Origin of the sequence: Notoacmeibacter sp. MSK16QG-6, from assembly GCF_024158145.1 — a bacterium.
Classification (GTDB): domain Bacteria; phylum Pseudomonadota; class Alphaproteobacteria; order Rhizobiales; family Rhizobiaceae; genus Notoacmeibacter.
In genome coordinates this window covers 677,246-703,498 of sequence record NZ_JAMYXM010000001.1, presented here as the reverse complement: position 1 = coordinate 703,498, position 26,253 = coordinate 677,246, and the positions used below count along the sequence as shown (strand labels likewise).

The 26,253-nt window shown below is 59.7% G+C and carries 25 protein-coding genes and 1 tRNA gene; 16 read left to right on the top strand and 10 right to left on the bottom strand.

Features of this window, described 5'->3' with window-relative positions; genetic code table 11:
- The first annotated feature begins 47 nt into the window (after positions 1–47).
- From NIM86_RS03425 to NIM86_RS03390, 8 genes are all read left to right on the top strand, one after another.
- Positions 48–1,319: a murein L,D-transpeptidase gene (locus NIM86_RS03425; protein ID WP_253379119.1), complete on the top strand. Its 1,272-nt coding sequence runs from the start codon at positions 48–50 to the stop codon at positions 1,317–1,319.
- A 247-nt stretch (positions 1,320–1,566) separates the two neighbouring features.
- A complete protein-coding gene (gene glyA, locus NIM86_RS03420) occupies positions 1,567–2,868 on the top strand; it encodes a serine hydroxymethyltransferase (protein ID WP_253379118.1) in 1,302 nt (433 codons plus the stop codon).
- 70 nt (positions 2,869–2,938) lie between these two features.
- Positions 2,939–3,472 (top strand): transcriptional regulator NrdR, encoded by a 534-nt coding sequence (nrdR, locus tag NIM86_RS03415; RefSeq protein ID WP_253379117.1) that lies wholly within the window; start codon positions 2,939–2,941, stop codon positions 3,470–3,472.
- A gap of 8 nt (positions 3,473–3,480) precedes the next feature.
- Positions 3,481–4,611, top strand: coding sequence for a bifunctional diaminohydroxyphosphoribosylaminopyrimidine deaminase/5-amino-6-(5-phosphoribosylamino)uracil reductase RibD (ribD, locus tag NIM86_RS03410; RefSeq protein ID WP_253379116.1), 1,131 nt, complete (start codon positions 3,481–3,483; stop codon positions 4,609–4,611).
- Entirely contained in the window at positions 4,611–5,225 is a 615-nt protein-coding gene (locus NIM86_RS03405) for a riboflavin synthase (RefSeq protein ID WP_253380686.1), read from the top strand. Before ribD ends, NIM86_RS03405 begins: the two co-directional genes overlap by 1 nt.
- Positions 5,226–5,259: 34 nt before the next feature.
- Positions 5,260–5,754, top strand: coding sequence for a transcription antitermination factor NusB (gene nusB / locus NIM86_RS03400; RefSeq protein ID WP_253379115.1), 495 nt, complete (start codon positions 5,260–5,262; stop codon positions 5,752–5,754).
- Entirely contained in the window at positions 5,751–6,983 is a 1,233-nt protein-coding gene (locus NIM86_RS03395) for an MFS transporter (protein WP_253379113.1), read from the top strand. The genes nusB and NIM86_RS03395 overlap by 4 nt, the downstream gene beginning before the upstream one ends.
- Positions 6,984–7,097: 114 nt before the next feature.
- Entirely contained in the window at positions 7,098–9,260 is a 2,163-nt protein-coding gene (locus NIM86_RS03390; RefSeq protein ID WP_253379111.1) for a sodium-translocating pyrophosphatase, read from the top strand.
- Positions 9,261–9,335: 75 nt separating this feature from the next.
- Here the strand turns inward: NIM86_RS03390 and NIM86_RS03385 are convergent, their stop codons facing one another.
- Positions 9,336–10,247, bottom strand: a complete 912-nt coding sequence (locus NIM86_RS03385; RefSeq protein ID WP_253379110.1) for a DMT family transporter — start codon at positions 10,245–10,247, stop codon at positions 9,336–9,338.
- 109 nt (positions 10,248–10,356) lie between these two features.
- A complete protein-coding gene (locus NIM86_RS03380) occupies positions 10,357–10,971 on the bottom strand; it encodes an outer membrane protein assembly factor BamE (protein WP_253379109.1) in 615 nt (204 codons plus the stop codon).
- Between the two features lie 46 nt (positions 10,972–11,017).
- Between NIM86_RS03380 and NIM86_RS03375 the strand changes: the two genes are divergently transcribed.
- The 6 genes from NIM86_RS03375 (at position 11,018) to NIM86_RS03350 (ending at position 15,309) form a co-directional block, all read left to right on the top strand.
- Complete coding sequence (locus NIM86_RS03375; protein WP_253379107.1) at positions 11,018–11,551, top strand: ubiquinol-cytochrome C chaperone family protein; 534 nt, start codon at positions 11,018–11,020, stop codon at positions 11,549–11,551.
- 4 nt (positions 11,552–11,555) lie between these two features.
- Positions 11,556–12,101 (top strand): DUF177 domain-containing protein, encoded by a 546-nt coding sequence (locus tag NIM86_RS03370; RefSeq protein WP_253379105.1) that lies wholly within the window; start codon positions 11,556–11,558, stop codon positions 12,099–12,101.
- Positions 12,102–12,187: 86 nt separating this feature from the next.
- Positions 12,188–13,306 carry a phosphate acyltransferase PlsX gene (gene plsX, locus NIM86_RS03365; RefSeq protein ID WP_253379104.1) on the top strand — a complete coding sequence of 373 codons (1,119 nt, stop codon included), beginning with the start codon at positions 12,188–12,190 and terminating at the stop codon, positions 13,304–13,306.
- Entirely contained in the window at positions 13,303–14,280 is a 978-nt protein-coding gene (locus NIM86_RS03360; protein WP_253379100.1) for a beta-ketoacyl-ACP synthase III, read from the top strand. The genes plsX and NIM86_RS03360 overlap by 4 nt, the downstream gene beginning before the upstream one ends.
- Before the next feature lie 62 nt (positions 14,281–14,342).
- Complete coding sequence (locus NIM86_RS03355) at positions 14,343–14,660, top strand: integration host factor subunit alpha (RefSeq protein ID WP_253379098.1); 318 nt, start codon at positions 14,343–14,345, stop codon at positions 14,658–14,660.
- A 127-nt stretch (positions 14,661–14,787) separates the two neighbouring features.
- On the top strand, positions 14,788–15,309 hold the full coding sequence (locus NIM86_RS03350; protein WP_253379089.1) for a MerR family transcriptional regulator: 522 nt from the start codon (positions 14,788–14,790) through the stop codon (positions 15,307–15,309).
- Between the two features lie 34 nt (positions 15,310–15,343).
- Here NIM86_RS03350 and NIM86_RS03345 read toward each other — a convergent pair.
- The 5 genes from NIM86_RS03345 to NIM86_RS03325 all read right to left on the bottom strand — a co-directional run bounded on the left by NIM86_RS03345 (position 15,344) and on the right by NIM86_RS03325 (position 20,183).
- Positions 15,344–15,420: transfer RNA gene (locus NIM86_RS03345), tRNA-Pro, on the bottom strand.
- A 46-nt stretch (positions 15,421–15,466) separates the two neighbouring features.
- Positions 15,467–16,816 carry an O-antigen ligase gene (locus tag NIM86_RS03340; RefSeq protein ID WP_253379087.1) on the bottom strand — a complete coding sequence of 450 codons (1,350 nt, stop codon included), beginning with the start codon at positions 16,814–16,816 and terminating at the stop codon, positions 15,467–15,469.
- Between the two features lie 3 nt (positions 16,817–16,819).
- On the bottom strand, positions 16,820–18,364 hold the full coding sequence (locus NIM86_RS03335) for an undecaprenyl-phosphate glucose phosphotransferase (protein WP_253379085.1): 1,545 nt from the start codon (positions 18,362–18,364) through the stop codon (positions 16,820–16,822).
- An 83-nt stretch (positions 18,365–18,447) separates the two neighbouring features.
- Positions 18,448–19,581 (bottom strand): glycosyltransferase family 4 protein, encoded by a 1,134-nt coding sequence (locus NIM86_RS03330; protein ID WP_253379084.1) that lies wholly within the window; start codon positions 19,579–19,581, stop codon positions 18,448–18,450.
- 35 nt (positions 19,582–19,616) lie between these two features.
- Complete coding sequence (locus NIM86_RS03325) at positions 19,617–20,183, bottom strand: polysaccharide biosynthesis/export family protein (RefSeq protein WP_253379083.1); 567 nt, start codon at positions 20,181–20,183, stop codon at positions 19,617–19,619.
- Positions 20,184–20,352: 169 nt separating this feature from the next.
- Here NIM86_RS03325 and NIM86_RS03320 point away from each other — a divergent pair, with 169 nt between their 5' ends.
- Positions 20,353–22,431, top strand: a complete 2,079-nt coding sequence (locus NIM86_RS03320; protein WP_253379082.1) for a GumC family protein — start codon at positions 20,353–20,355, stop codon at positions 22,429–22,431.
- On the opposite strand, the gene NIM86_RS03315 is transcribed toward NIM86_RS03320, so the two are convergent.
- Together NIM86_RS03315 and NIM86_RS03310 are read right to left on the bottom strand one after the other, a co-directional pair.
- Entirely contained in the window at positions 22,337–23,620 is a 1,284-nt protein-coding gene (locus NIM86_RS03315) for a GNAT family N-acetyltransferase (RefSeq protein WP_253379081.1), read from the bottom strand. The two genes, NIM86_RS03320 and NIM86_RS03315, sit on opposite strands and share 95 nt — an antisense overlap.
- 119 nt (positions 23,621–23,739) lie before the next feature.
- The gene (locus NIM86_RS03310) at positions 23,740–23,955 is read right to left on the bottom strand and encodes a DUF2842 domain-containing protein (protein ID WP_253379077.1); all 216 of its coding nucleotides are present in this window, start codon (positions 23,953–23,955) and stop codon (positions 23,740–23,742) included.
- 104 nt (positions 23,956–24,059) lie between these two features.
- On the opposite strand from NIM86_RS03310, the gene NIM86_RS03305 reads away from it, so the two are divergent.
- The gene (locus NIM86_RS03305; protein WP_253379076.1) at positions 24,060–25,193 is read left to right on the top strand and encodes a COX15/CtaA family protein; all 1,134 of its coding nucleotides are present in this window, start codon (positions 24,060–24,062) and stop codon (positions 25,191–25,193) included.
- A gap of 23 nt (positions 25,194–25,216) precedes the next feature.
- On the opposite strand, the gene argC is transcribed toward NIM86_RS03305, so the two are convergent.
- Entirely contained in the window at positions 25,217–26,146 is a 930-nt protein-coding gene (gene argC, locus NIM86_RS03300) for an N-acetyl-gamma-glutamyl-phosphate reductase (protein WP_253379075.1), read from the bottom strand.
- Positions 26,147–26,253: the final 107 nt, after the last annotated feature.

The window sequence follows — 26,253 nt, the reverse complement described above, 5'->3', positions numbered from 1 at the left end:
GGCGCTCTGGCCGGCTATGCGCGAAACGAAAGCGGGACAAGACCCTCATGCCGATCAAACGCCGTCACCTTCTCGCCGGAGCCGGCGCTATGGCTTTATCCGCCGCCACGGGTGCGAAAGCTGACGATGTCCTCCAGCGAATTTTTAATACGCGCAATCGCAGCGCCTGGAACGACCGGTTCGATAGTCGCTACTCTGCCGGTCAGGCAGTCCAGACCAATCAGCCTATCTTTAGCCCGTCGACGTTGAATTACGTCCAGCAGGCCATCTCCGATTATCAGATGATCGAAGCGTCCGGCGGCTGGCCGGTTGTCCCGGCAACGAACAAGCTTGAGCTCGGAGTCGTCGATCCCGCCGTGGGGCCGTTGCGCAAACGCTTGATGATTTCCGGTGATCTGGACCGTAATGCCGGTATGAGCAATGCGTTCGATTCCTACGTCGATACGGCGGTGAAGCGCTTCCAGACCCGCCATGGCCTGCCATCCGATGGCGTGGTCGGCGAATACACCTTCAAAATGATGAATGTGCCGGTCTCCACGCGATTGATGCAGCTGCGCACAAATATGGTTCGCCTTGAGACAATGGCCAACAGCTTCCTCGGCGAACGGCATGTGATCGTGAATATTCCGGCGGCCGAGATCGAAGCGGTCGAGAACGGCCGTGTTGTTCAGCGCCATACGGCGATTGTCGGCAAGGTCAGCCGTCAGACGCCGATCCTGAATTCCAAGATCAACGAGATCATCATCAATCCCTACTGGAATGCGCCTGAATCGATCATCCGCAAGGATATCGTTCCGCTCATGCAGAAGAACCCGAATTATCTCGCTGAGAATGCGATCCGCATCTACAATCCCGGCGATCTGGAAAACGAGATCGATCCACAGACGATCGATTGGAATGATCCGGGTACGCCCGATTATGTCGGCAAGCTGCGCTTCCGTCAGGATCCGGGTAAGATCAACGCGATGGCCAGCGTGAAGATCAACTTCCCGAATGCCCATGCCGTCTATATGCACGATACGCCGCAGCAGGGGCTCTTCAATCAGCTCATGCGCTTTGAATCGTCTGGCTGCGTTCGTGTGCAGAACGTACGCGACCTGGTCGTCTGGCTGCTCCGCGATACGCCTGGCTGGGATCGCCGCTCTATCGAAGCGCAGATCAAAACCGGCGAATCCGTTCCCATCCAGTTGACGCAGCCTGTGCCGAACTACTTCACCTACATTTCCGCGTGGTCGACAGGCAACGGCGTGGTGCACTTCCGCGATGACATCTACGGTCGCGATGGCTCCAACGATCTTCAGCTTTCCAGCGCTTATTGATCGTCAGAGCTTTCGGATATGACACGGGGCCGTCTTCGGGCGGCCCTTTCTTTTTTGAGCCGCCGCCGCGACAACAAACAAATCCGATGGCCTGATAGGCCTGAACGCATTGATGACGCCACGGCAAACTGCTAAGGCGCGCTTTCACCGAGCGGAAGCCGCAGAGGCCGAGTCGAATGATTGTCTTTCGCATCCGGGCGAGTGAATAGGGTCCCAGTCAGGCAGACGACAGCACAGGAGCAGGCGCATGAACATCCAGGCGCGTCACGACGGCTTTTTCTCCGACACGCTCGAACAGAGCGATCCCGATGTCTTCGACGCGGTCCGCAAGGAACTGGGTCGTCAGCAGAACGAAATCGAACTGATCGCCTCAGAGAATATCGTCTCGCGCGCCGTTCTCGAAGCGCAGGGCTCCGTCCTCACCAACAAGTATGCCGAGGGCTATCCCGGCCGGCGTTACTATGGCGGCTGCGAGTTTGTCGATATTGCCGAGAACCTCGCCATCGACCGCGCCAAGGAATTGTTCGGTTGCGAGTTCGCCAATGTGCAGCCCTCGTCCGGTTCGCAGGCCAACCAGGCCGTCATGATGGCGCTGGCCAAGCCCGGCGACACGCTGCTTGGCATGAGCCTCGATGCCGGTGGCCATCTCACTCATGGCGCCAAGCCAAATATGAGCGGCAAATGGTTCAACGCCGTGCAGTATGGCCTCGACCTCGATACCGGTCTGATCGATTACGATCAGGTTGAGGAACTGGCGGTTGAGCACAAGCCCACGATTATCGTGTGCGGCGGTTCGGCCTATTCGCGGCAGATCGATTTCGAACGGTTCCGTCAAATCGCCGACAACGCCGGCGCGAAACTCTGGTGCGATATGGCGCATTTCGCCGGTCTCGTAGCCGGCGGCGAGCACCCGAGCCCGTTCCCGCACGCTGACGTTGTCACCACCACGACGCACAAGACGCTGCGCGGCCCGCGCGCCGGCATGGTGCTGACGAACGATGAGGATATCGCCAAGAAGATCAATTCGGCGGTTTTCCCAGGCCTTCAGGGCGGCCCGCTGATGCATGCCGTTGCCGGCAAGGCCGTGGCTTTCGGCGAGGCTTTGAAGCCAGCCTATAAGCAGTACATGCGCCAGGTCGTCGAAAACGCCAATGTTCTTGCGGAAACGCTGGTTGGCCATGGCTTTGCCATCGTATCTGGCGGCACCGACACGCACTTGATGCTCGTTGACTTGCGGCCGAAGAACCTGACCGGCAAAGACAGTGAAAAGTCGCTCGGCCGTGCGGGTATCACCTGCAACAAGAACGGCGTGCCGAACGATCCGCAGAAGCCGATGATTACCTCGGGTGTTCGTCTTGGAACACCGGCCGCGACGACGCGGGGTTTCGGAACCGAAGAGTTCCGCGAGGTCGGCAATCTGATCGCTGAAGTGTTGGATGGCTTGTCGAAGGCCAACGATCCGGACGGCAATGCGCGCGTCGAAGCGGCTGTCAAGGAAAAGGTGGAAGCCCTGACCGCTCGTTTCCCGATCTACCCGCATCTGGGATAAACGCGGCCTTTTCTCCGCCATCTGAACGGTTTATGGCCTTCGCGACGATTTAATCGCGAAGGCTTTTTCCATGCGCTGCCCGTTCTGCCAGTCCCTCGACACTCAGGTGAAGGATAGCCGCCCGGCCGAGGATGGCGCCGCCATTCGCCGCCGGCGGGTCTGCCCGGATTGCAGCGGGCGCTTCACCACATTTGAGCGTATTCAGCTTCGCGACCTGGTGGTGGTTAAGCGGTCTGGCCGCAAGGTGCCATTCGATCGCGACAAACTGGCCCGGTCCTTCGAGACAGCGCTGCGCAAGCGCAATGTCGAGCCGGAGCGCGTGGAACGCTCGGTGTCAGGTATTGTCCGCCAGCTCGAAAATTCCGGTGAGTCGGAGATCGATGCCGAAACCATCGGCAATCTCGTCATGGACGTGCTGAAGACGATGGATGACGTCGCCTATGTTCGTTACGCCTCGGTCTACCGCAATTTCCGTGAAGCCAAGGATTTTCAGGATCTGCTCGGCGAACTTGGCGGTCCGGCCGGGCAGGCCGGCGAAAATCTGGATGAGGTTGGCGAGGATGGCGTCCCACGCGCTGATATCAACGACCGCCCGGCGGGCTAACGGTTCCTATGTTAAGTCATAGCGACAGGGGTGAGGCGTCAAGCGAGGCATCCGATGCCGACCGGCGTTTCATGGCGGCGGCGATCCGTCTGTCACGGCGACACCTTGGCCGAACCGGCACCAATCCGGCTGTGGGCACTCTGATTGTCACGCCGGATGGGCGAATTGTCGGCCGTGGCGTAACCGCTCCGGGTGGACGGCCCCACGCCGAGCCCCAGGCGCTGGCCGAGGCGGGCGAGCAGGCGCGGGGCGCAACCGCATACGTCACTCTGGAGCCTTGTTCCCATCACGGACGCACGCCGCCTTGCGCCGAGGCTCTGATAGCGGCAGGTATCGCAAGGGTCGTCTGCGCGACGTCCGATCCGGACAACCGCGTTGCTGGCCGTGGTTATGCGCTGTTAGAGAACGCTGGCATCGCGCTTACGAAAAATGTTTTGGCCGATCAAGCAATCGATGTCATGGCCGGCTATCTGTCGAGGACATTTCGTCATCGTTCTCATGTCACGCTGAAGCTGGCGGTCAGCGTCGACGGTATGATCGGCCGCCGTGGCGAGGGGCAGGTTTCGATCACGGGCGATGTTTCGCGCGCTCACCTTCATATGCAACGCGCCCAGATGGACGGGATCGCTATCGGCGTTGGAACGGCGCTTGCAGACAATCCTGAATTAACCTGTCGCCTGCCGGGGCTGGAGGAACACTCGCCGGTGCGGGTTGTGCTGGATGGAGAGGGACGGCTGCCGCTCACATCCAGATTGGTGAAAACCGCACCGGCCATTCCATTGATTGTAGCCACCGTCTTGGAAGAGGCCGGCGCGAGAGCGGCGGCGTTGCGCGCAAACGGAGCGTTGATCTTGGGCGCGGAGCGTGTGGACGGACGACTTGCCTTGCCGGAGATCATGGAGGACCTGGCGGCACGGGGTCTTGGGTCGCTCATGGTGGAAGGCGGTGCCGCGCTTGCGCAATCGCTTTTGTCGGACGGGCTTGTCGACCGTATCTGGCTTTACACCGGAACGGCGGAGATCGGAGCGGGCGGTATTTCCTCCCCGTTGACCGCGGAGACTATCCCGCAGGATTATCGTCTGACGGATACCCGCATGCTAGGGCAGGACAAATTCGAAGAATGGGTGCGCGAAAGCTGATGTTTACAGGGATTGTCACCGATATCGGGCGTATCGCCGCGGTAAGCGAGCGCGAAGGTGGCCGCCGCTACCGCGTCGAGACCGCATACGATCCCAGCACGATTGATATCGGCGCTTCCATAGCGCATGCCGGTGTCTGCCTCACCGTCGTGGCCTTGCCGGAAGGCGGCTCGAACGAGCATTGGTTCGAGGTGGAGGCTTGGGAAGAAGCGCTTCGGTTGACCACCGCGGGAGATTGGCGACAGGGAACCCGCATTAATCTTGAGAGGGCGTTGCGTGTGGGCGATGAATTGGGCGGCCACATCGTATCCGGTCATGTGGATGCCAGGGCGACGATCCTTTCGCGAAAAGCAGAAGGCGATGCGATACGGTTTACGTTGAAAGCGCCGCCTCATCTGGCGCGTTTCATCGCGCCGAAAGGGTCTGTCGCCTTGGATGGCGCGTCGCTTACGGTCAATGCGGTTTCGGGTGCGCAGTTCGATGTTCTTCTGATCGATCACAGCCTGCGCGCAACCACTTGGGGCGAACGCCGGCAAGGCGATACCGTCAATCTGGAAGTGGATACGATCGCGCGTTACGCGGCGCGTCTTGCGGAAGTGGCGGACGAAGCGTAACACGCCGCCACGAGGCGAGACGACCGGAGCGAATATGGCCGAAGAGGCAAACCAGACCAGGCAGGCGCGACCGGCCAACAAGCGGGGCGTTGCCCGCCTTGCCGCGGTGCAGGCGCTTTATCAGATGGATATCGGCGGCACCGGCCTTCTGGAAACGACCACTGAATACGAGCATTTCCGTCTTGGCCACGAAATAGACGGTGCACAATATAGAGAGGTGGATGCGGCATGGTTTCGCGCCATACTCTCGGGCGTCGTTTCCAACCAGAAGACCATCGATCCGATCATCAATAGGGCGTTGCCGGAAGACTGGCCGCTTTCCCGTGTCGACTCCACGCTCCGCGCGATATTGCGCGCCGGCACGTTCGAACTGGCGCACCGGCCCGACGTGCCGACAGCGGTGATCGTCAGCGAATATGTCGATGTCGCTAGCGCTTTTTACGACGAACAGGAGCCGGGGCTCGTCAACGGCGCTCTGGATCGTGTCGCGCGGCATTTGCGCCAAACGCCGGATCGGCCAGGAACATGACGACATCCGCGGTACAGAAACACGATGCCGCGATGGAAAATGCGCGTCATACCGCGCTCATTCTCTCGGCCGGTCAGGCCATTGTCGGCGCTGCCGCGCCCATCTGTATCGCGCTTGGCGCGATAGCCGGCAGCTATCTTCTCGGCAATGACAAGTCGCTGGCGACCGCTCCGGTTGCCGGATATAATATCGGCGTCGCACTCGGCGCGCTTCCGGCTGCGGCCCTTATGCGCGCGGTGGGCCGGCGCCGCGGTTTCGTCGCCGGCGCATTCATCACCGCGCTCGGTGGCATCTTGGCGGCTACAGCGCTGTCCTCAGTCAGCTTCTGGCTATTCGCTCTAGGATTGCTGACGGTCGGAATTGGCGGAAGTTTCGTCCAGCAATACCGCTTCGCGGCCGCCGATGCCGCGCCGTCTCTCTTCAAGCCGAAAGCAATTTCCTGGGTACTGGCGGGCGGTGTCTTCGCGGCCATTATCGGCCCGCAACTCGTCATCTGGACGAAAGACGCTTTCGCCCCGGCAGTACCCTTCGCCGGCGCTTTTGTCGGCCTGGTCGGTCTGTCGCTGATCGGTGCGTTTCTGCTCAATTTTCTTCGTCTGCCCCCGGCAAAGGCTTCAGCGGGCATCGAACATGCGTCCGTGTCGCGTCCCATCGTAACCATTCTCTCTCAGCCGAAGTTTATCGCCGGCCTTCTCTGCGCGATCGGCTCCTACTCCATGATGAGCTTTGTCATGACGGGCGCGCCGCTGGCCATGGTGGATTGCGGCTTTTCGACAGATGAGGCGACGCTCGGCATATCCTGGCATGTCTTGGCAATGTTCGGACCGTCCTTTTTCACGGGGCGGTTGATCGACAGATTCGGGAAAGTACCGGTCGTTCTGTTCGGCCTTTTTCTTCTTGCGGCCTGTTCGATAGTGGCTCTGGCCGGCATCAACCTTGCCAATTTCTGGATTGCGTTGATCCTGCTCGGGATTGGCTGGAACTTTGGCTTTATCGGTTCGACAGCCATCGTGTCGGAAACTTACACCGATGAGGAGAAGAGCCGGGTTCAAGGCATCCACGACTTTCTCCTCTTCGGCGTCGTCGCCTTCGCATCTTTGATGAGCGGACAAGTATTGAACGAACTGGGCTGGAATACTGTCGTAAGCATCGTCTTTCCGGTCGTCATCATCTGCGCTCTTGGTCTGATTGCTGTGACAAGACTGGAGAAGCGGCGTTCGTCGTATTGACGCCGGCTCGTGAAGCCGTTCAACTCCTTTCCGGGCGGGGCAGGGCCAGATCGGCTCATGTGATACACCGCCCGTGAGGGCCCCGATTTCGGGGTTAAGGAGGGAAAGTCAAAAATGATTGTGCTCTATCTGGTCATGTTGTGCGGGCTCCTGTCTGTGGCCTATGCAATATGGGCGACGCAATCCGTCATGGCGGCGGATGAAGGAAACGAACGGATGCGGGAGATCGCGGGCTATATCCGCGAAGGTGCAACCGCTTATCTCAATCGCCAGTACACGACGATTGCCATTGTCGGCGCCGTCGTTTTTGTTCTGGTCTGGCTTTTGCTCTCCCTGTCTGCGGCAATCGGTTTTCTGATTGGCGCGGTTCTCTCAGGCGTTGCCGGTTTCGTCGGAATGCATGTCTCCGTCCGCGCCAATGTGCGCACCGCGCAGGCATCCGCCCACAGCCTTGCTGGCGGTCTGGACATCGCCTTCAAGTCCGGCGCCATTACCGGCATGCTGGTGGCTGGCCTCGCTCTTCTCGGTGTTTCGGTTTACTACTGGATCCTAACGGGTGTTCTCGGATACGCGACGGATGACCGGACGGTTATCGACGCTCTTGTTGCGCTCGGCTTCGGCGCTTCGCTCATCTCCATCTTCGCTCGCCTGGGCGGCGGCATTTTCACGAAGGGAGCCGATGTCGGCGGCGATCTCGTCGGCAAGGTCGAGGCCGGTATCCCGGAAGACGATCCGCGCAACCCGGCTACCATCGCAGACAATGTCGGCGACAATGTCGGCGACTGTGCGGGCATGGCGGCGGACCTTTTCGAAACCTACGCCGTCACCGTGGTCGCGACGATGGTGCTGGGCGCCATCTTTTTCGGCGGCACCGAAATCGTCGGCAGCATGATGATGTATCCGCTGGTGATCTGCGCTGTCTGCCTCATCACCTCGATCGCGGGCACTTTCTTCGTCAAACTCGGCTCGACCGGTTCGATCATGGGCGCTCTCTATAAGGGGCTGATCGTCACGGGTCTTCTGTCGATTGTCGGCCTTGCCGTAGCAAACTGGTTGACCATCGGCTTTGGCGATGTCGGAACGGTGGAGACGCTGGCCGGCGAAAACCTGACGCTGAATGGTCTCAACCTGTTTCTCTGCGGCGTGATTGGTCTGATCGTCACGGGCCTGATCGTGGTCATAACGGAATACTATACGGGTACCGACAAGCGGCCGGTCAATTCGATCAGCCAGGCCTCGGTGACCGGGCACGGCACCAACGTCATTCAAGGTCTGGCGATCAGCCTTGAATCGACCGCGCTGCCGGCGCTCGTCATCGTTGCCGGTATTATCGGGACCTATCAGCTCGCCGGCCTATATGGCACGGGTATCGCGGTGACGACCATGCTCGGCCTTGCCGGCATGATCGTCGCGCTCGACGCATTCGGGCCGGTTACCGACAATGCGGGCGGCATCGCCGAGATGAGCGATCTGCCAGGTGAAGTGCGGCAGACCACCGACGCGCTCGATGCGGTGGGTAACACGACCAAAGCGGTTACCAAGGGTTACGCGATCGGCTCTGCGGGCCTCGGCGCCCTGGTGCTGTTCGCGGCCTATGCCAACGATCTGCGCTACTTCGCACGCAATAGTGGCGAGTATCCCTATTTCGAAGGCCTCGGCGAAGTCTCGTTCGATCTCTCCAATCCTTACGTCGTGGCAGGGCTTATCTTCGGCGGTCTGATCCCGTATCTCTTCGGTGGCATCGCTATGACGGCAGTCGGCCGCGCCGGCGGTGCCGTTGTCGAGGAGGTGCGCAAGCAGTTCGCCGAAAAGCCTGGCATCATGCAGGGCACGGAGAAGCCGGACTACGGGCGAGCGGTCGATATGCTGACGCGTTCGGCCATCCGCGAGATGATTATCCCGTCGCTTCTGCCGGTTCTGGCTCCACTCATCGTCTATTTCGGCGTCTTGTTGGTGTCTGGCGGCGACAAGGCTTCGGCCTTCGCGGCACTGGGGGCCTCGCTTCTCGGCGTGATCGTCAATGGCTTGTTCGTTGCAATCTCAATGACGAGCGGCGGCGGAGCCTGGGATAACGCCAAGAAGAGTTTCGAGGACGGTTTCGTCGATAAGGACGGTATCCGTCACGAAAAGGGTTCCGAGGCGCATAAAGCTTCGGTGACGGGCGATACGGTCGGTGATCCTTACAAGGATACGGCTGGGCCGGCCGTGAACCCTGCTATCAAGATCACCAACATCATGGCGCTGCTGTTGCTGGCGGTCCTTGCTCACATCGGCTGAGGTTCTCGACCGAACAATCGAATATGTTAAGAACGAGCGGGCCGGGGAGCGATCTTCCGGCCCGTTTCGATTTTGCTAGCCTTCTGGCGGACGAGGCCGCGCGAGCCGCTGTTCGCGGAACAGAACGTAGAGACCGGCGGCAATAATGATCGCTATGCCGAGCGCGGCAAGCCCGTCAGGCAGATGGCTAAAGATCAGCCAGCCATAGAAGGTTGCGAACGGAATTTCGAGATATTGCACCGGGGCCAATGTCGCCGACGGCGCGAAGCGCAGCGACCATGTCATCAGAAGATGCGCGCCGGTTCCGAAAACGCCAATCCCCGCCAATAGCCACGCTTCTGCAGAATTGGGCATGACCGCTCCAAGCACCGGACCGCTCTCGGATGCTGTCAGCATAAACAGTAAGATCAGAGGCGGAGTACCGAGCAATCCGCTCCATGCCTGTAGCGTGATCGGATCGCAATCCTGCGCGATCTGTCGTGAGACAAGCATGTAGAAGGCAAATAGAACGGCGACCAGCAGCGGTAGCAGAGCAGGCAGTCCCACCTCGGCAAAACTGGGCTGAATGACGAGAAGCGTACCGGCAAACCCGACTGTGCAAGCCGCGATCCGACGCGGACCGACTTCTTCACCCAGCACGACAGCGCCGAGAAGAAGCATGATGAACGGCATGACGAAGGCGATGGCAACAGCGTCGGCCAGAGGCAGGAACCTCAAGGCCGTGAACATTGCGGCCATCGCCGCAATGAAAATCGCCGTTCGCAACACGACGATGATCATATGATGCCGGCTGAGCCGAAAGGGAATGCCGGCAATGACAACAATCGGCAGCAGGATCACTGCCTGAAAACTCAGGCGCACGACCAGAAGCTGAATGAGCGGGATCGTCCCGCCGAGGATTTTCGCCATGGAGTCGCCGAGGGGAATGATCGCGCAGAACGCGACCATCAGCATAATGCCGAGCATAGGCCGGTCATTGGTGGTCATGGCAGTTCACCACAGTAAAAAATGGCGAAATACCCTGAGCGCTACACGTCAGCGACAGTTATTCGCCTTCGTCTGAAAGGCTGGCGCGGAATTGCGGTTCCCGAAGCGGTCAGAGACCGGTCGCGCTCGGTTTGCCTTTGCCGAGACCTGACAGAACGCCGCCAATAAACGTGGTCTCGCGACCGCCGGTCGGCGTCGCGCGGCTGATGAAGTCGAACACGCGACCGTCCTTCAGGCCGTAATTGGCGATGTTGTCGACACGGCCTTCCTCATTGAAGGAAACGGCGAGAATACGTTGGTCGACAATGCGCCGCTTGCCAAAACCGACCGATCGCTGGCGGATCTGCGAAATATAATAGAAGCGCTCGCCTTCGCCGAAATCACGCGTGATGGACGGCGAGCCGAGGGATAGAAGCACCTGCTCGCGCGACGAACCGACCGGCGTGGCCGCAACGGCGTCCTCGTCAATGACATAGCCCTGCTTGAATTCCTGCTTCAGAGACAGCGCATCGGTCGAATTGCATCCGGCAAGCGGCAGCGACAATGTCGCTACGATAAGCAAGGTCAGCTTGAATCCGAAACTGTTCACGACCATTTTTCCCTCAACACATCCAACAGCGGCATTCTGTCCCGCTGCGGGTTCCAGCCAGTGCCGCAATTCGGTAAACCAGCTTTTCCCGCCACGCAACCAGCCTTGCCAAACACCCGTCCGGTCCACGTTCATGTTCAAACGCTTCTTCTCACGACGGCCTCCCACTTCCGAAGAGCTGATGCAAGGCTTGTATGGCGCTATCGTGGCCGCCGGACGAGATGCCGGTCTTTACCAGAGCGCTCATGTCCCCGATACGCCGCTTGGCCGTTTCGAAATGCTGGCGCTGCATGTCGCACTCGTGGTGCGCCGGCTACGCATCGAAGACGATAACGCCTGCCAGGAGCTGGCGCAGGAGCTGACGGACCGTTTGTTTACCGATATCGACCATGCCCAGCGCGAACTCGGCATTGGCGACCTGGGAATGCGCCATCGCATGAAGGCTATGGGCAAGATGTATTACGGCCGGCTGGATGCTTATGGCGCGGCGTTGGATAAAGGCGACGGGTCAGGCCTCGCTTCTGCTCTTCGCCGCAATGCGCTCGCCGGCGCCATGGATGCGGATGCACAGCCCTTGGCGATCTACGCCGCGACAATGGCAAAGACGCTTGACCAGTCGGAGGCCGCAACGCTTCTCGATGGTTCTTTCCGTTTTCCAAGCGCGGCGACAGTGCTTGCCGCAATATCCGATACAACGCCGCGTGTAGAGGAGTAAGAGGATGAGCAGCACCAGCCCGGTGACGCATTTTGTCACCGTATCGAAACTTCCGAACAAGGGGATGGTCGTGAAAGCCGAGGCAGATGCGGAGCAGCGAGCTGCTTTGGCCCGCGCTCACGATCTGCAGGACGTCGAACATTTCGTCTACAACCTTCATCTGGCGCCGTGGAAGGGCAGGGGCGTACGCATACGGGGCGATGTCAGCGCCCTTATCGTCCAGCCCTGCGCGGTGACGTTGGAGCCGGTTCGAACATCCATTGACGAGGCGGTCGAGACGGTTTTCGTACCAGAGGATAGCCGGCTTGCGCGGCCGCAGATCGTCGAAGGCGAACTGATTGTCTCGCCGGAGGGCGACGATGTTCCGGAAACCTTCGCGCATGGCCGGATCGATGTAGGGGCGCTGGCCGAGGAATTCTTCGAACTGGCGATACCGCTTTATCCCCGGCAGGAAGGCGCGGAACTGCTGGACGGGACAGATGGCAAGGCGAGCCCGGCAAACGAAGCGCAAAACCCTTTCGCTGTTCTTTCAACCCTTAAACCGCATTGACCGGCGAGAGACAGAAAAGCGTTGTATCGGGGCGGGAAAACACTATGGTCCCCGCTCTCCGCTGACCACAGAGGAATTGGATCGGTTTGACAACAATTGCCATTGACGCGATGGGCGGCGATCACGGGCCACGCGCCATCCTGCCCGGTCTGGAAATGCTGCTTGGCGAGCGGTCGGACCTCAAATTCCTTCTTTACGGCGATCGTGAGACTGTGGAGGCCGCGATCGCGGACCTCCCGCGCCTGAAGGCCGCTTCGACCATCCACCATACAGAAGTAGCCGTGGCGATGGACGAAAAGCCGAGCCAGGCGCTTCGGTCGGGCCGCTACAAATCATCCATGTGGCAGGCAATCGAATCAACCAAAACGCGTGAATCCGACGTCGCGGTCTCTGCTGGCAATACCGGTGCGTTGATGGCGATGGCGACCTTTTGCCTACGAACCATGGCCAATATCGATAGGCCAGCAATTGGCGCCATCTGGCCGACCGTCAAGGGCGAGGCCATTGTCCTCGATGTCGGTGCGACCATCGGGGCGGACGCCGTTCAACTGGTCGATTTCGCGATTCTCGGCGCGGCCATGGCGCGCGCCTTGTTCGGCAAGGAGTGTCCGACCGTCGGTCTCCTCAACGTCGGCACCGAAGACATCAAGGGCCAGGAGGAGGTCAAGGAGGCGGGCCGCATCCTGCGCGAACGGCGTATGCCGACCCTGAATTATCGCGGCTTCGTGGAAGGGACGGATATCGGTCAGGGCGTGACCGATGTGGTGGTTTCGGAAGGGTTTGCAGGCAATATCGCTCTGAAGACGGCGGAAGGCACCGCCAAGCAGCTCGGCGGGTATTTACGCGAAGCGATGCAGAGCAGTCTCATGAGCCGCGTTGGTTATCTTTTCGCGCGCGACGCGTTTCGCCAATTGCGCGAACGCATGGACCCGGCGCGGGCCAATGGCGGCGTTTTCCTGGGCTTGAATGGGCTCGTCGTCAAAAGCCACGGCGGTGCGGATGCGCAGGCTTTTTCCGCTGCCGTCTCGCTGGCGGTCGACTTGGCGAAGGGCGATCTGCAGCACCGAATCCGTGACGATCTGGATAAATTCCACGCCGACCGTATTCCAGCTCCCGTTTCGGACGAGGATACGGATTCGGACGCAGCAGATGGTTTCGTGCGCGGCGATAGCGCGAAAACGGGGCAGTCAGGACAAAAAGAATGAAGCGGACGGTAATGCTCGGCGTTGGAACGGCGCTACCGAAACGGGTGGTGACAAACGCCGATCTGGAAAAAACGGTCGACACGACCGACGAATGGATCGTTCAGCGTACCGGAATTCGGCAGCGCTATATCGCCGATGAGACTGAGACCACCGCGTCGCTCGGCGCGGACGCTGCGCGGTCTGCATTGGACAATGCCGGCGTCGATGCTCAGTCCATCGATCTGATCGTCGTAGCGACAGCGACACCGGACAACACCTTTCCGGCGACAGCGGTCGAAATCCAAAAGCGGCTTGGCATTCATCACGGTTACGCGTTCGATGTCGCTGCGGTCTGTACCGGCTTTATCTACGCACTGGCGACCGTCGATGCGCATCTGAAAGCTGGCCTGGCCAAGCGGGCCCTGGTGATTGGCGCGGAGACCTTTTCGCGCATTCTCGACTGGGAAGATCGGACGACCTGTGTCCTGTTTGGCGATGGCGCTGGGGCAATGGTGGTCGAGGCGCAGGATTTGGAGCAGATGGCTGACGGAGAAGGGCCGGGTGTTCTAGCCGTCTCCCTGCGTTCGGACGGCTCCCACAAGGAAAAACTCTATGTGGATGGCGGTCCGTCATCCACCCAGACCGTTGGCAAACTGCGAATGGAAGGCCGTGAGGTCTTTCGCCACGCGGTCGGCATGATCACCGACGTGATCGAGGATGTCTGTCAAAAAACAGGGATCGCGGCCAGCGAGATTGACTGGCTCGTGCCGCATCAGGCGAACCGGCGCATCATCGATGCATCCGCCAAAAAGCTTGGAATCGACATCAAAAATGTTGTCGTCACCGTGGATAAGCATGGCAATACCTCGGCGGCTTCTGTTCCCCTGGCTTTGCGTGAAGCGGTGAGGGACGGTCGCGTTCAGCCGGGTGACACGCTCCTGCTTGAGGCGATGGGCGGCGGCTTCACCTGGGGCGCGATTTTGCTGCGCGTGTAAATTGCCGCCTTGTCGAATGCCATTGTTCGACCTACCCTTTCTCCAAACTGGAGGAAGCATCCATGGCTTCGCGTACTTTGACCCGCGCTGATCTTTCTGAAGCTGTCTATCGGCAGGTTGGACTGTCCCGATCTGAATCGGGCGAACTGGTCGAGCAAGTGATCGGCGAAATATGCGACGCCATTGTTCGTGGCGAAACGGTGAAACTTTCCTCATTCGCGACCTTCCAGGTGCGCGACAAGAATGAGCGTATCGGGCGCAATCCGAAAACCGGTGAAGAAGTGCCGATCCTGCCGCGCCGGGTGATGACCTTCAAGGCATCCAATGTGCTCAAGCAGCGTATTCTCGACGGTCATGGCGCAGGCGACAAGAAGAGCTAGAAAGCAAATCTTCCAAAGCGCGCAGGGGCGTCATCCACTATTCGTCGTCTGTCATCGGCTTGCGCAGTGTGGCGGCGTGATCTTTGATACGGACCGATTCGACTGAACGGGCCGAGGATAGACGCTTATGGCTGACAAAGCCGCCGATGCCTTTCGAACCATTTCCGAAGTCGCTGACGATCTCGATCTGCCACAGCATGTGCTGCGGTTCTGGGAAACGCGTTTCAACCAGATAAGACCGATGAAACGCGGTGGCGGTCGGCGTTATTACCGTCCGCAGGATGTCGATCTCATCCGCGGCATTCGCCACCTGCTCTATGATGAAGGTTATACCATCAAGGGCGTTCAGAAGATCCTGAAGGAGAGCGGTGTCGGCCAGGTCGCCGCCATCGGTGCGGGCGACAGCGATGCATTGCAAGCCGTGGCAGCGCGTAAGGCGCAGGTTGCAAATGATCGTGGGCGCAGTCCTGCGGCCAAGGCGGCCGATCCGCTACTAGGAGAGGCGAGAGGCGGTGCGCGTCGCTCGGGCGATAAGGAAGACGGGGCAGGAGAGGGCGTGATGGCGCTGTCTGGCAATCACCGCAATCTCCTTCAGGAAGCGCTTTTCGACCTTCTCGAGTGCAAGCGCCTTCTGGATCAGGCTCGCTGACGAGGCTGTATTTGTAAAAGCTGATCGTTTAAAATGGTCGGAGCGGCCGGATTCGAACCGACGACCCCTTCACCCCCAGTGAAGTGCGCTACCGGGCTGCGCTACGCTCCGAGCCGGTTGCCTTCTACGTGGCTTGGCATGAGCACGCAAGAGCAAATCAGACCGGTCGACCGGCTGCTTGCGTATCGGTGACGGCCCGGCTCCATGCTGGCGGGGGAGGCCGTCCGATCCGTCGGCCTTCCGCATCCAGTGTGCCGGCATGAAAGCGCGATTCGAGCGCAATGCAGCCCCAAACCATGCCGAGCAGAAGATAGAAGTGACGCCAATGGTCGGTGTCGATGATAAAGCCGAGAAGGGTGTGGCCGAACAGTGCAACCCAGGAGACCAGAAGAAATGGCTGCCAGATACGCTGGCGAAACATAATTCGAAAACCGCCGACCAGCGACCAGACGATCATGAGCAACCAGCTGGCGAAGCCCAGCCAGCCATAATCCATAAGGGCTTTGAGCCAGATGTTGTGTGTGTCCTCGCCGAGCATCCGTCCGAAGTTCAAAGGACCGATGCCGAGCGGGTACTCCATCGCGAGTTTGAAACCGTATATGTGCCGGTCGAAGCGGCCCATATGGCCGCCATCGTAGTCTTGCACCAGTTGAGCGCGACTGGAAAACAGTTCGGCGACAGCCGGAATTTGAAGTGCGACTGCGATGCTCACGCCGAGCAAGGCGAGGCCAGCCAGACCCAGGATGAGAATGCGGATGCGAAACCGCGCTGATCGGTGATGCAGTAAAAGCAGACCGAGTTGGACAATCGCGCTGAAGAGGAGCAGTCCCCACGCGCCACGCGAGAACGAAAAGAAAATGCCGAGCACGATGATGACGAGCGGCAGGGCGCGGAAAGCCATCGCCCCGACGGGGCCTGTCACAACGCGATGCAGAAGATAGAGGCTAGGCGGCACGAGGAACGGGCCGAAGACGTTTGGGTCTTCGAACACGCCGGTAGCCCGACCGTAGCGGGTAAAGAGATCCAGGCCGGGTACACCGAAAAAACCGGCAATACCGAGTAGGGAAGTGACAACTCCAGCGGCGGCCCACGCTACCATGATCGTTTGCAGCACATCGGGCCGTTGGCGGATAACGGCAGCATAAAAGATGGCGCTGAGCGCGAGAAACAGCGAGACCGCCAGATAGAGCGGCGTGTCGTAAAGCTTGTCCATGACGAGCATGGAGAGCAGACCGCCAATATTGAACGTCACGAGAAGCACGATCAGCGGCGTGATCGATGTCGCGAGCCTCAGTCCGAACAGCGCCCAGATCGGAATAAGCGCTGCCATGTAGATTTCGTACGGCGCGGGTTCGAATTTGACGAAGCCTGCAAGAAGGACCGCCAGTCCGATGGCTGCCTTCGCTACAAGGCCAAGCAAATGGCGCTGAACGGCCAGGCGCGAAATGGGAAGCGCTTCACGTTCGGCAGAGGGTCCGTCGATGGTTGAGCCGGTGGCCGCGCTCATGGCTCAATAGGCGTTTTCGGTATTGAAAAGGCTGATCGGCGTTAGGAGCAGGATCTTCAGATCGAAGATTAGCGACCAGTTTTCGATGTAATAGAGATCGAATTCCGTTCGCTTCTCGATTTTCTCCTCGCTGTCGATCTCGCCGCGCCAGCCATTGATCTGCGCCCACCCGGTCACGCCCGGTTTAACCCGGTGCCGCGCGAAATAGCCGTCCACGACTTCGCCATAGAGCTTGTCATGAGCCTGCGCGGTCACGGCATGTGGGCGCGGACCGACCAGGCTGAGCGAGCCGAACAGCGAATTGAAGAATTGCGGCAACTCGTCAATCGATGTCTTTCGGATGAAACGGCCGACCGGTGTGACCCGCGGATCGCCCTTTGTTACCGCGTTTCGGGCGGTCGGATCGCACTTGTCCGTGTACATGGACCTGAATTTATAGACATCGATTTCTTCATTGTTGAAGCCATGCCGCTTCTGCTTGAAGAAGACCGGTCCCGGACTGTCGAGCTTGATGGCGATCGCAGTGGCAACCATGATCGGCGCGAAGAGTATCAGACCGGCAAGCGAGAAAACAATGTCGAAAGCGCGTTTCGCGACCGAACTCCAGTCGGTGATCGGCCGGTCGAAGATCGCAAGTGTCGGCACATCGCCGAGATAGGCATAAGAGCGCGGGCGGAATTGCAATGCATTAGAATGCGCCGCCAACCGGATGTCGACCGGCAGGACCCACAGCTTCTTCAGCATCATCAGAACGCGGCTTTCCGCCGTTAGCGGCAAGGTGACGATGAGCATGTCGATCTGCGCGATGCGCGCGAATTCGACAAGGTCATCGATATCTCCGAGCTTGGGATACCCGGCAACGACCGGTGGGCTGCGCTGATCGTCGCGATCGTCGAAGATGCCGCAAATGCGGATGTCATTATAGGGCGAGTTCTCCAACTGGCGGATGAGCCCTTCAGCCAGTTCGCCGCCGCCGACAATGACGGCTCGCCGTTCGATCAGACCGTTGCGTGACCACCGCATAATCAGGCGTGCGACCATAATGCGCAGGAAAAATAGCGATCCGAGAGTCGTCACCGCCCAGGAGCCGAACCAGAACCGGGAGTAGAAGGCGCTGATCTTGAGGAAGAAGGTCGCCAGAGCCACAAAGGCAAAGGCGGCGGCAACACCCAGAAGAACGCGCCCGAAAAATGCCATCGGACGCCGCAGCCATCCGACATCGTAACCGTCTGCGAGACAGAGCATTCCAACTGTTGCAGCGGCGCCGCCGGCAATCAGGAAAATGTAGGGCAGGGCCGATGCGATCGCCGGGCCGACCAGCACGCTGTAAAGAAGCATCCCAGCGGTGAAAATGATCGAGAATTCCACCAGACGCATTATGCCGGCAATCATGCCGGGTGACAGACTGTCGTCGCGATACTGGGCGGCCACGGTCCGGGCGATGGCTTTCAATGCACGCCGATGGTCCGGGTCCAGCGATGGCGGATCCATGACCGTGCGGTGCACGGCTTCCCGGCTGTAGCGTTCGGTTGGATCGGTCTGGTTCATGCTCTTCTGTCGGGCGAATATGATTGCTTCGCCCTTTCTTGCCACGGCAATGGTTAGAAAGGCTTGAACATCCTCAAATGAACTCAGGAATGGCCGAAACGCGCATGTTGCTGGTCGAGGTAAAACTGCGTGATGGCATTGGCCATGGTCTCGATTGAAAATTTCTCTCGCATCGTTTCGCGGTCCGGCATGGCGGCGGCAAAACGCTGCGGCTCGGCAAGAAGCGCGGCCATGCGGTCGGCGATGGAAGGCGCGTGCGGCGTCATAAGCGCGATGGAGTTGGACCCGAGGATTTCCGGAATGCCGCCGACACGGGTGGCGATCATGGTTCGGCCCGCTGCGAGTGCTTCGAGAACCGTATAGGGCATCGCTTCGGCGCGAGAGGGTTGCACAACGTGACACGCCATTTCCATGGCCCGTCGGATCGGCATCGGATCGTGAAATCGGATGACATCGGCCAGCCCGAGTTCGCGAACCTGAAATTCCAGAGCTTCTCTATCCGGACCGTCACCGACCATGACGGCACTCGGCCGCCTCCCGTCATCGCTTGTCGGCAGGCTTGCAAATGCATCGATGAAAAGATCCGGGCCCTTGAGGTCACGCATCATGCCGATGAAGAGAAAATCGGCCGCATCCCCCTGAAGAGGGACAGGCTCAAACTCCTCTTCCGAAAGGCCGTTATAGATGAGGCGGGTTGCGCAGTGCGGGTCGCCAGCCTTGCGCAGAAAAGTCTGGCGCTCATAGTCCGAAACGAAGCAGATGCCGTCACAGATGCGGGAAAACTGTCGTTCAAGTCCCGCAAACAACTTTCCGGTCCGCGTCGTCTCGTCATAGTGCAGGCTACCGCCATGGGGCGAATAAAAGCGCAAGGGGCGGCGTCCACGGCTCGGCAATGTGCCGAAAACGCGCGCAAAGACGCCGCCTTTCGCGCCATGGCCGTGAATAACGTCCGGTTTCATCGCCATAAAGCGCTTGTGGGTTGCCACGGCGCTGAAAAGATCGCGCGGGCTGATATGCCGCTGCATGGGAATGCGGTCGAGGCCAAGGGTGATCTGGCTGCCGAAACGCTCCAGCGCTTCGTTCTCGAAATCCGTTCCCGTAGTGGAATCGCAGACGATGCCGACCTGGTGTCCCATGGCTTCCTGACGAAGCGACAGATCGCGTACGTGGCGGAAGATGCCTCCGACGGGAGAGCGAAAACAATGGACGATACGCATGACTGTCAGCCCTCGGTTTCGCTGTTGCAACGCTCCTAGAAAAGCCTTTCACGAACGTAAACCGTATCACCGGGCAGCAGAGGATCGGAGATGGGTACCCGGCCTGTCATGACTTCGCCGTTGACGGTTCTGGTGATGTCCACCGAACCCTGATAGGCCCGCGTGCTGAAGCCTCCTGCGGCGGCGATGGCTTTTTGCACTGTCATTCCAGGGACATAGAGGTACTGGCCGGCAGCGCCCACTTCACCCATGATGAAGACGGGACGGTAGCGGTCCACTTCGACGGCCACATCGGGATCGCGTAGAAAGCCGTTGGCCAGCTTGGCGGCAATATCCAGTTCCAGCTCCTGGGCCGTGCGGCCGCGTGCCGGGACCAGGCCGACCAGCGGGATCGAAACGTAGCCAGCCTGGTCGACCGCATAGGTCTGAGACAGATCGTCCTCCTCATAGACCAGCAGTCGGATGTTGTCGCCGGCATCCAGCCGATACGGTTCCTGAAGCGCGGCGTGGAAAGCGGCGGGCGCTGGCCGATAGTGAGAGCATCCTGCCGCTGTCAGAAGAAAAGCGGAAAACAGCATGAGAAGCAGTCGGTTCGGCAACATGGTTTGCGGTCCTACACACGCGCCGCACCGTTTCGAACTCGGCGGCCATAAGCCGTTATCGATCTATTAGGGTTAAGACGCGGTAAAGCGCGCTTCACGGCGTCGCGAGGCTTAACGCATGTGAAACCATCCTTCTTTACCTTCAGGCCGAGAGTATCGGAGTTTTCGCATGCATCAGGTTTCCCACCACGACCAGGACGTCGATGTCGACATGGGCACATTGATGGGCGCAATCTGGCGCAACTGGGCGAGAATTTTGATCGCCGTGCTCGCCTGCACTGCATTGGCGGTTTTTGCCGTGATCCTTCTGCCCAAGACCTATATGGGCGAAGCGCGTGTCATCGTGGAAACCGGCGAAAGCGTCTTTACGCGTCCGAACGAACCGGATCGCTCTGCGCTCGATGCGGAGGCGGTGGAGAGCCAGGTGGCTCTGGTCACTTCGACGGAAGTGCTCACCAATGTGATCGAACGGCTCGATCTAGCAAGCAGACCGGAGTTCCAAGCCTCATCGCTACTGCCATTCTCCGAGCCCGACGATGATATTCTGACGCGCGTGGGCGAACATATCGCCGTATATCGCGTCCCCAATTCCCGTGTCATCGTCATAGAGTTCACGTCGGAAGACCCGGAGCTTGCCGCGGCAGGAGCCAATGCGGTCGCCGACGAATACATAGCCGTGCAGGCGCGTGCGAAGGCCGATAGCAATGCATCGGCGACGGCCTGGCTTTCACCCGAGATAGAAGAGCTTCAAAAGCGGGTGCGTGAAGCCGAAGCCTCAGTTGCAGCCTACCGCGCTGAGAAGGATATTCCCTCCTTCCGCAGCGACGGGACGCTGGCCAGCCAGCAACTTGGTGACCTCTCCGCCGAACTGTCACGCGTGCGGGCCGAGGCATCGGACGCGGCGGCGCAGGCCAGAAGCGTTCGCGAGGCGTTGAACCGGGGCGAGGGATTGAATGGCCTGCCCGCTGTTCTTCAATCGCCCGTGGTGCAAAACCTGCAGGAGAGGCGTGCGGAACTGGCGAGCGACATCGCCGAATTGTCCGCCCGTCTTTTGGACAACCACCCGCGCATGCGCGGTCTTCGCAGCCAGCTCTCGCAGTTGGATCAACAGATCCGCACAGAGGCTCGCAAGGCAGCGAATGCGTTGGCGGCCGAGGCCGAGACCGCCCGTCTGCGCGAACAGGAATTATCCGACCGGATCTCTTCGCTGAAGGCGGAATCGGCGCGTGTCGATGAAGAAGAGGTTGGTCTCCGTGCGCTCGAACGTGAGGCATCGGCGCAGCGTGATCTTCTGGAAAGCTATCTGGCCCGTTACCGGGCGGCGCAGTCGCGCGATGCGGCTGACTATCAGCCGGTGGATGCGCGCATCTTCTCTCGCGCTACCGTGCCCACCTCGCCGGTTTTTCCAAAACCCGTTCCGATTGTTGCGGCCGCTTTGGTCGGCAGCATGCTTCTCGCCGTGGTTGCGGTTCTGATTGCAGAACTGATGAGCGGCCGTGCGCTTCGCCAGACCGTGGTCGTTTCGGAAAAGGTGAGCTCGAGCGCCGTTCCTTCCGCCGTCGCGCCTCCCCTACCACGGCGACACGATCACGAGGCGCCTGAACTGGTTCCATCGGAGGCGGATATCGCGCCTATTTCCTCCGAGCCCGAAGTCGCCGTCGCCACAACGGCGGGAGAGATGGTCTCGGTACTTGCGAACACAGGGGCATCTCGTGTCGTTTTCGTTAGCCCGGAAGGCGACGGCGCGGCTATCGTCGGAATCGCCATTGCCCGTGCTTTGGCCGATGCCGGGTTGCGGGCAATCCTCTTCGACCTGACGGAAAGCGCAGCGGCATCGAGACCGCCGCTTGATGGCGAGACGGCAATAGGCATCATGGACGTGCTGGCCGATAAGGCGACGCTCTCGCAAGTCGTACGCGGCGACGGATATTCGGATTTGTCTGTTGTACCCTTCGGCCTGACCGAGCCTGATGAAGCAGTCGGCCAGATCGACCGATTGCCCGATATATTGGAAGCGCTGGAAGACGTTTTCGATGTCGTGCTGGTCGAGGCCGGCTCGACCGACGCGACTGGGCTTGCGCGACTGCGCAGCGAAAACGCCGAGATTGTGATTTCTGTGATGGACGCTGACGAAGCCGAGATCGATGGCCATGTCAGAGCGCTTCACGATGCCGGTTTCCGCAATCTGACCATCGCGACCTGCTCGGAACTGGCGAAGGCCATCGAAAAGACCCCGGAAGAAGCTTGATCAAGAAGCTGGCGCGCCTCAGCTTTTGTAAAATTTGCGTGGCGGCGCCGTTCGATTTGATACGTCGTTTGCTTCGCGCCACCAGATTATGGGCCGACGCAAAGGCGCGGCCTTTCAGCGTGAGACCGACGGCCACATCGAACAGCTCGGTTCGTGTGTCGCACCAGCGCTGCTTGTATGGTTCGTCGCCTACCGAAAAATCATAAAAGCGATACCCGTCATTCGCAGCGCGTTTGATGGATTCGAAATGCATGTAAAGCGATGGACTCACTGATCGGATGCCTGTCTCGACCGGTTCGAATGCCGAGAATTCGCAGATCATGCGATCCGGCAGAAGGCTGTGGCCGCCGATCGCGATGGGACGGTCGTCGATGCGCAGAACGGAGAGGTCGAACTGCCGACCGCCGCTGCCTGCATAACCTGCCGCCAGACGATGGAAAAAGGCTTGAATGGTTTCGTCGGCAAACACATCCCGGACGCCAATCTCACGAAATCGTTCAGCCTTCATGGCAAAGAACGTGTCGAGTGCAGCACATATTTCTGAGGACTCGCTCAAAACCTCGAAGGAGACCGCGCCGAGCGCTTCGAGCGCGCTGTAATCCTGACGGTGTTTCTTGCGTTTTTTCTTGCCGGAATTGCGTTTGAGCCAGGCGTCCCAGCCCCCTTTGAGATCGGCGGCAAGATCGGGATCGACGCTGATATTGGTGCGGAGCGGCAGAAACGGATTGGCGAACCCGTTCATTTCGGTATGCATCCTCTCCAGGATCACGGCATCGATCTCTGGATGGAATTCCCGCAGTATTTCGCCAAGGCCATTGGGATCGATGTCGCTATTCGCGAATTTTGCCATGACAGGAAAGCAGCCATTGGCGTGCGAACCCCCGGGCAGGGCGGCGACGGTTATGCCGGATGAAGAACGAATATCCAGCGGCAGGGAAACCACAGGCAGACCGTCATCGACATGGACTGCGTAGATAATTTGCGCGGCGGTCGCCTTTTCCCACGCTTCGGCCCAATGCGGGCCCTGCGGCGCGCCAAACGCGGCGGCATCCTTCGCCAGGGTCTGATGCAGCGCATGGCCTTCCGGACCTTCGACCAAGCGCCAGCCATTGCCGGTAAAGAAGGGCATGATCTGAGGCGCCGGGACTTTCCGGCGAGTTATCTTCTGACGAGTGATCGTCTGGTTCATCCGCAGCATCCGGAGTGATTTGTTAGAGGCGTGGCCTCGCAATTCCAGCGGATTAGAACAGACGTTCCTGAAACAAGTGTGAGCGCCGCCGCATTGACGACAGCTTGGTAAACCGGAGGTTAGCCGTTGTCCTTGCGAGGACGGTACATCCAACGCACCAGCAGCATGGCCGGCGCCAGCCAGAACAAACCAGTGGTGGCGAAAAAGATCAGATGGGTCAGGCCGCTCGATTCCGCCAGCCGGGCCGTAGCGACGGCGACGGTCAGCCACGCATAGAAAAGCGTGAGCACAATAAGGAGGATCGATCCGATCAATGTGCGCAGATTGGGACGCATGGTAAGGGCCTGTATCACGAAAGCAGCACGATCAGCCGCTTGAAAACCATTTCGTGCTACGGCACAACCCGGCCATTGTGCTCTGCCGAAAGGATAGCCCGGCCATGGCCGCCATTCCCGCCTCCTTCTCCGATTTCGACCCCGTAGCGGCGACGCGCCGGGAAGACAGGAACCGCAGGCAGATTCGGGTCTGGCTTTATCTGGTGTTGCTTCTCATCTTTGCGTTGGTTCTCGTCGGTGGCGCGACGAGGCTGACCGATAGCGGCCTTTCGATCACCGAATGGAAGCCGATCCACGGGGTTGTTCCGCCCATGAACTCGGCCGAATGGCGGGAAGAATTCGAGAAATACAAGCAGATACCGGAATATACCCAGATCAATGCCGGAATGACGTTGAGCGAGTTCAAGACGATTTTCTGGTGGGAATGGGCGCATCGTTTGCTTGCGCGAGGCGTGGGCTTCGTCTTCGCAGTCGGATTGATCGGCTTTTGGGCGCTCGGCAAGATCGAGCGGCGCGTGCTGCCCCGGCTGATCGGCATTTTGCTGCTTGGTGGCCTGCAGGGCGCAATTGGCTGGTGGATGGTTGCGTCAGGTCTGACCGAACGGACCGACGTCTCGCAGTACCGTCTCGCCATCCATCTGACGACAGCTTGTCTCATCTTTACCGCAACGATGGCCGTGGCGCGGGGACTTGCCCCCCATAGCGGCGGGCCGTCCACACGCGGTTTTCAGATCGGCGCTGGGCTGATCGTCCTTCTTTTACTGATCCAGATATTTATCGGCGGTCTAGTCGCCGGGCTAGATGCGGGGCTTGCCTACAATACCTGGCCCAGGATGGACGGTGCATGGATACCGTCCGGGCTCGATACGCTTGAGCCGGCCTGGCGCAATCTCTTTGAAAATCCGAAGGCCGTGCAATTCGTCCACCGGATCGGCGCCTATGTCGTAGCCGGCGCAGTGATCTGGCACGCCATTGCCGGTTTCGCCGGCGGCAATACGACCCACGCACGTCGGGCAGCCATTCTCGTACTGTTGGTCGCTGCCCAGATGGTCATCGGCATTCTGACGCTGCTTTGGGCCGTTCCGCTCCATGCGGCGCTCACGCATCAGGGGTTGGCAATCGTCGTTCTGGGATGGGCGACGGCCCATTGGCGCGGAACCAAGGGCGCATATCCTCCGCAGACTCGGGTGGAGGTTCAGTCTTACGGCAATGGTTGGGCCACCGCGCAAGGTGTCTGATTGCTGCGAGGCGTGAGAACTCCTTAGCCGCGCAGCATAAGATCCAGATTTTGCACGGCTGAACCCGATGCGCCTTTGCCGAGATTGTCGAGCGCGGCAACAAGGTTGACCTGTCCCTCGCCATCCGTTCCGAAAACGTGAATGCGTAACTCGTCGGTGCCGGTCATTGCCTCAGCATCGAGGCGGGGAAGGGCGCTTGCTTCGCCAAGCGGCGCGACAGTCACATGCTCTTGTCCGGCATAATGGTCCGAGAGGGCAGCATGAATTGTCGCGAGATCCGGTTTACCGGAGAGAAGGTCGAGATGAAGAGGCAGATTGACCAGCATTCCCTGTGCGAAGCGTCCGACCGCAGGTGTGAAGATCGGCTTCCGTTCGACGCCGCCATGCATCATGATTTCAGGAAGATGCTTGTGCGCCAGCGTCAAAGCATAGGCGAAGTGATTGGCGGTTATGGCGTCATCGCGCGATGGGTCTTCCATCTGCGCGATCATCTGTTTGCCGCCGCCGGAATAACCCGACACCGCATTGATCGTGACCGGATAGTCGCGCGGCAGGATTTCCGCTTCTGTCAGCGGGCGAAGCATCGCGACCGAACCGATGGCGTAGCAGCCGACATTGGCGACTTTCTCCGCTGCGGCGATGCGCTGGGCCTGTCCTTCCGTCATCTCAGCAAATCCATAGACCCAGTCTTCGGCGGTCCGGTGGGCGGTTGAGGCGTCGATGAAACGAGTGCCTTCGCCCTTTGCCAGGGAAACGGCCTCTCGCGCTGCGTCGTCCGGCAGGCAGAGAATGGCGATGTCGGCTTCCTGCAGCAGGGCGGCGCGTTTGGCGGCATCGCGCCGATCTTCCACCGGCAGTGAAAGCAGCGTCAGGTCGCCGCGCTCGGCGAGGCGTTCACGGATCTGCAGGCCCGTTGTGCCATGTTCGCCGTCGATGAAGATCTTCGCTGCCATTTCCCTATCCATTCTTTATTCGCTGGCTTGCCAGATATTTCGGAGCGCGGAGGAAGACAAGCGTCCGCTTTTCCCATGCGAGCACAAAAGAAAAGGCCGGCTTGGAA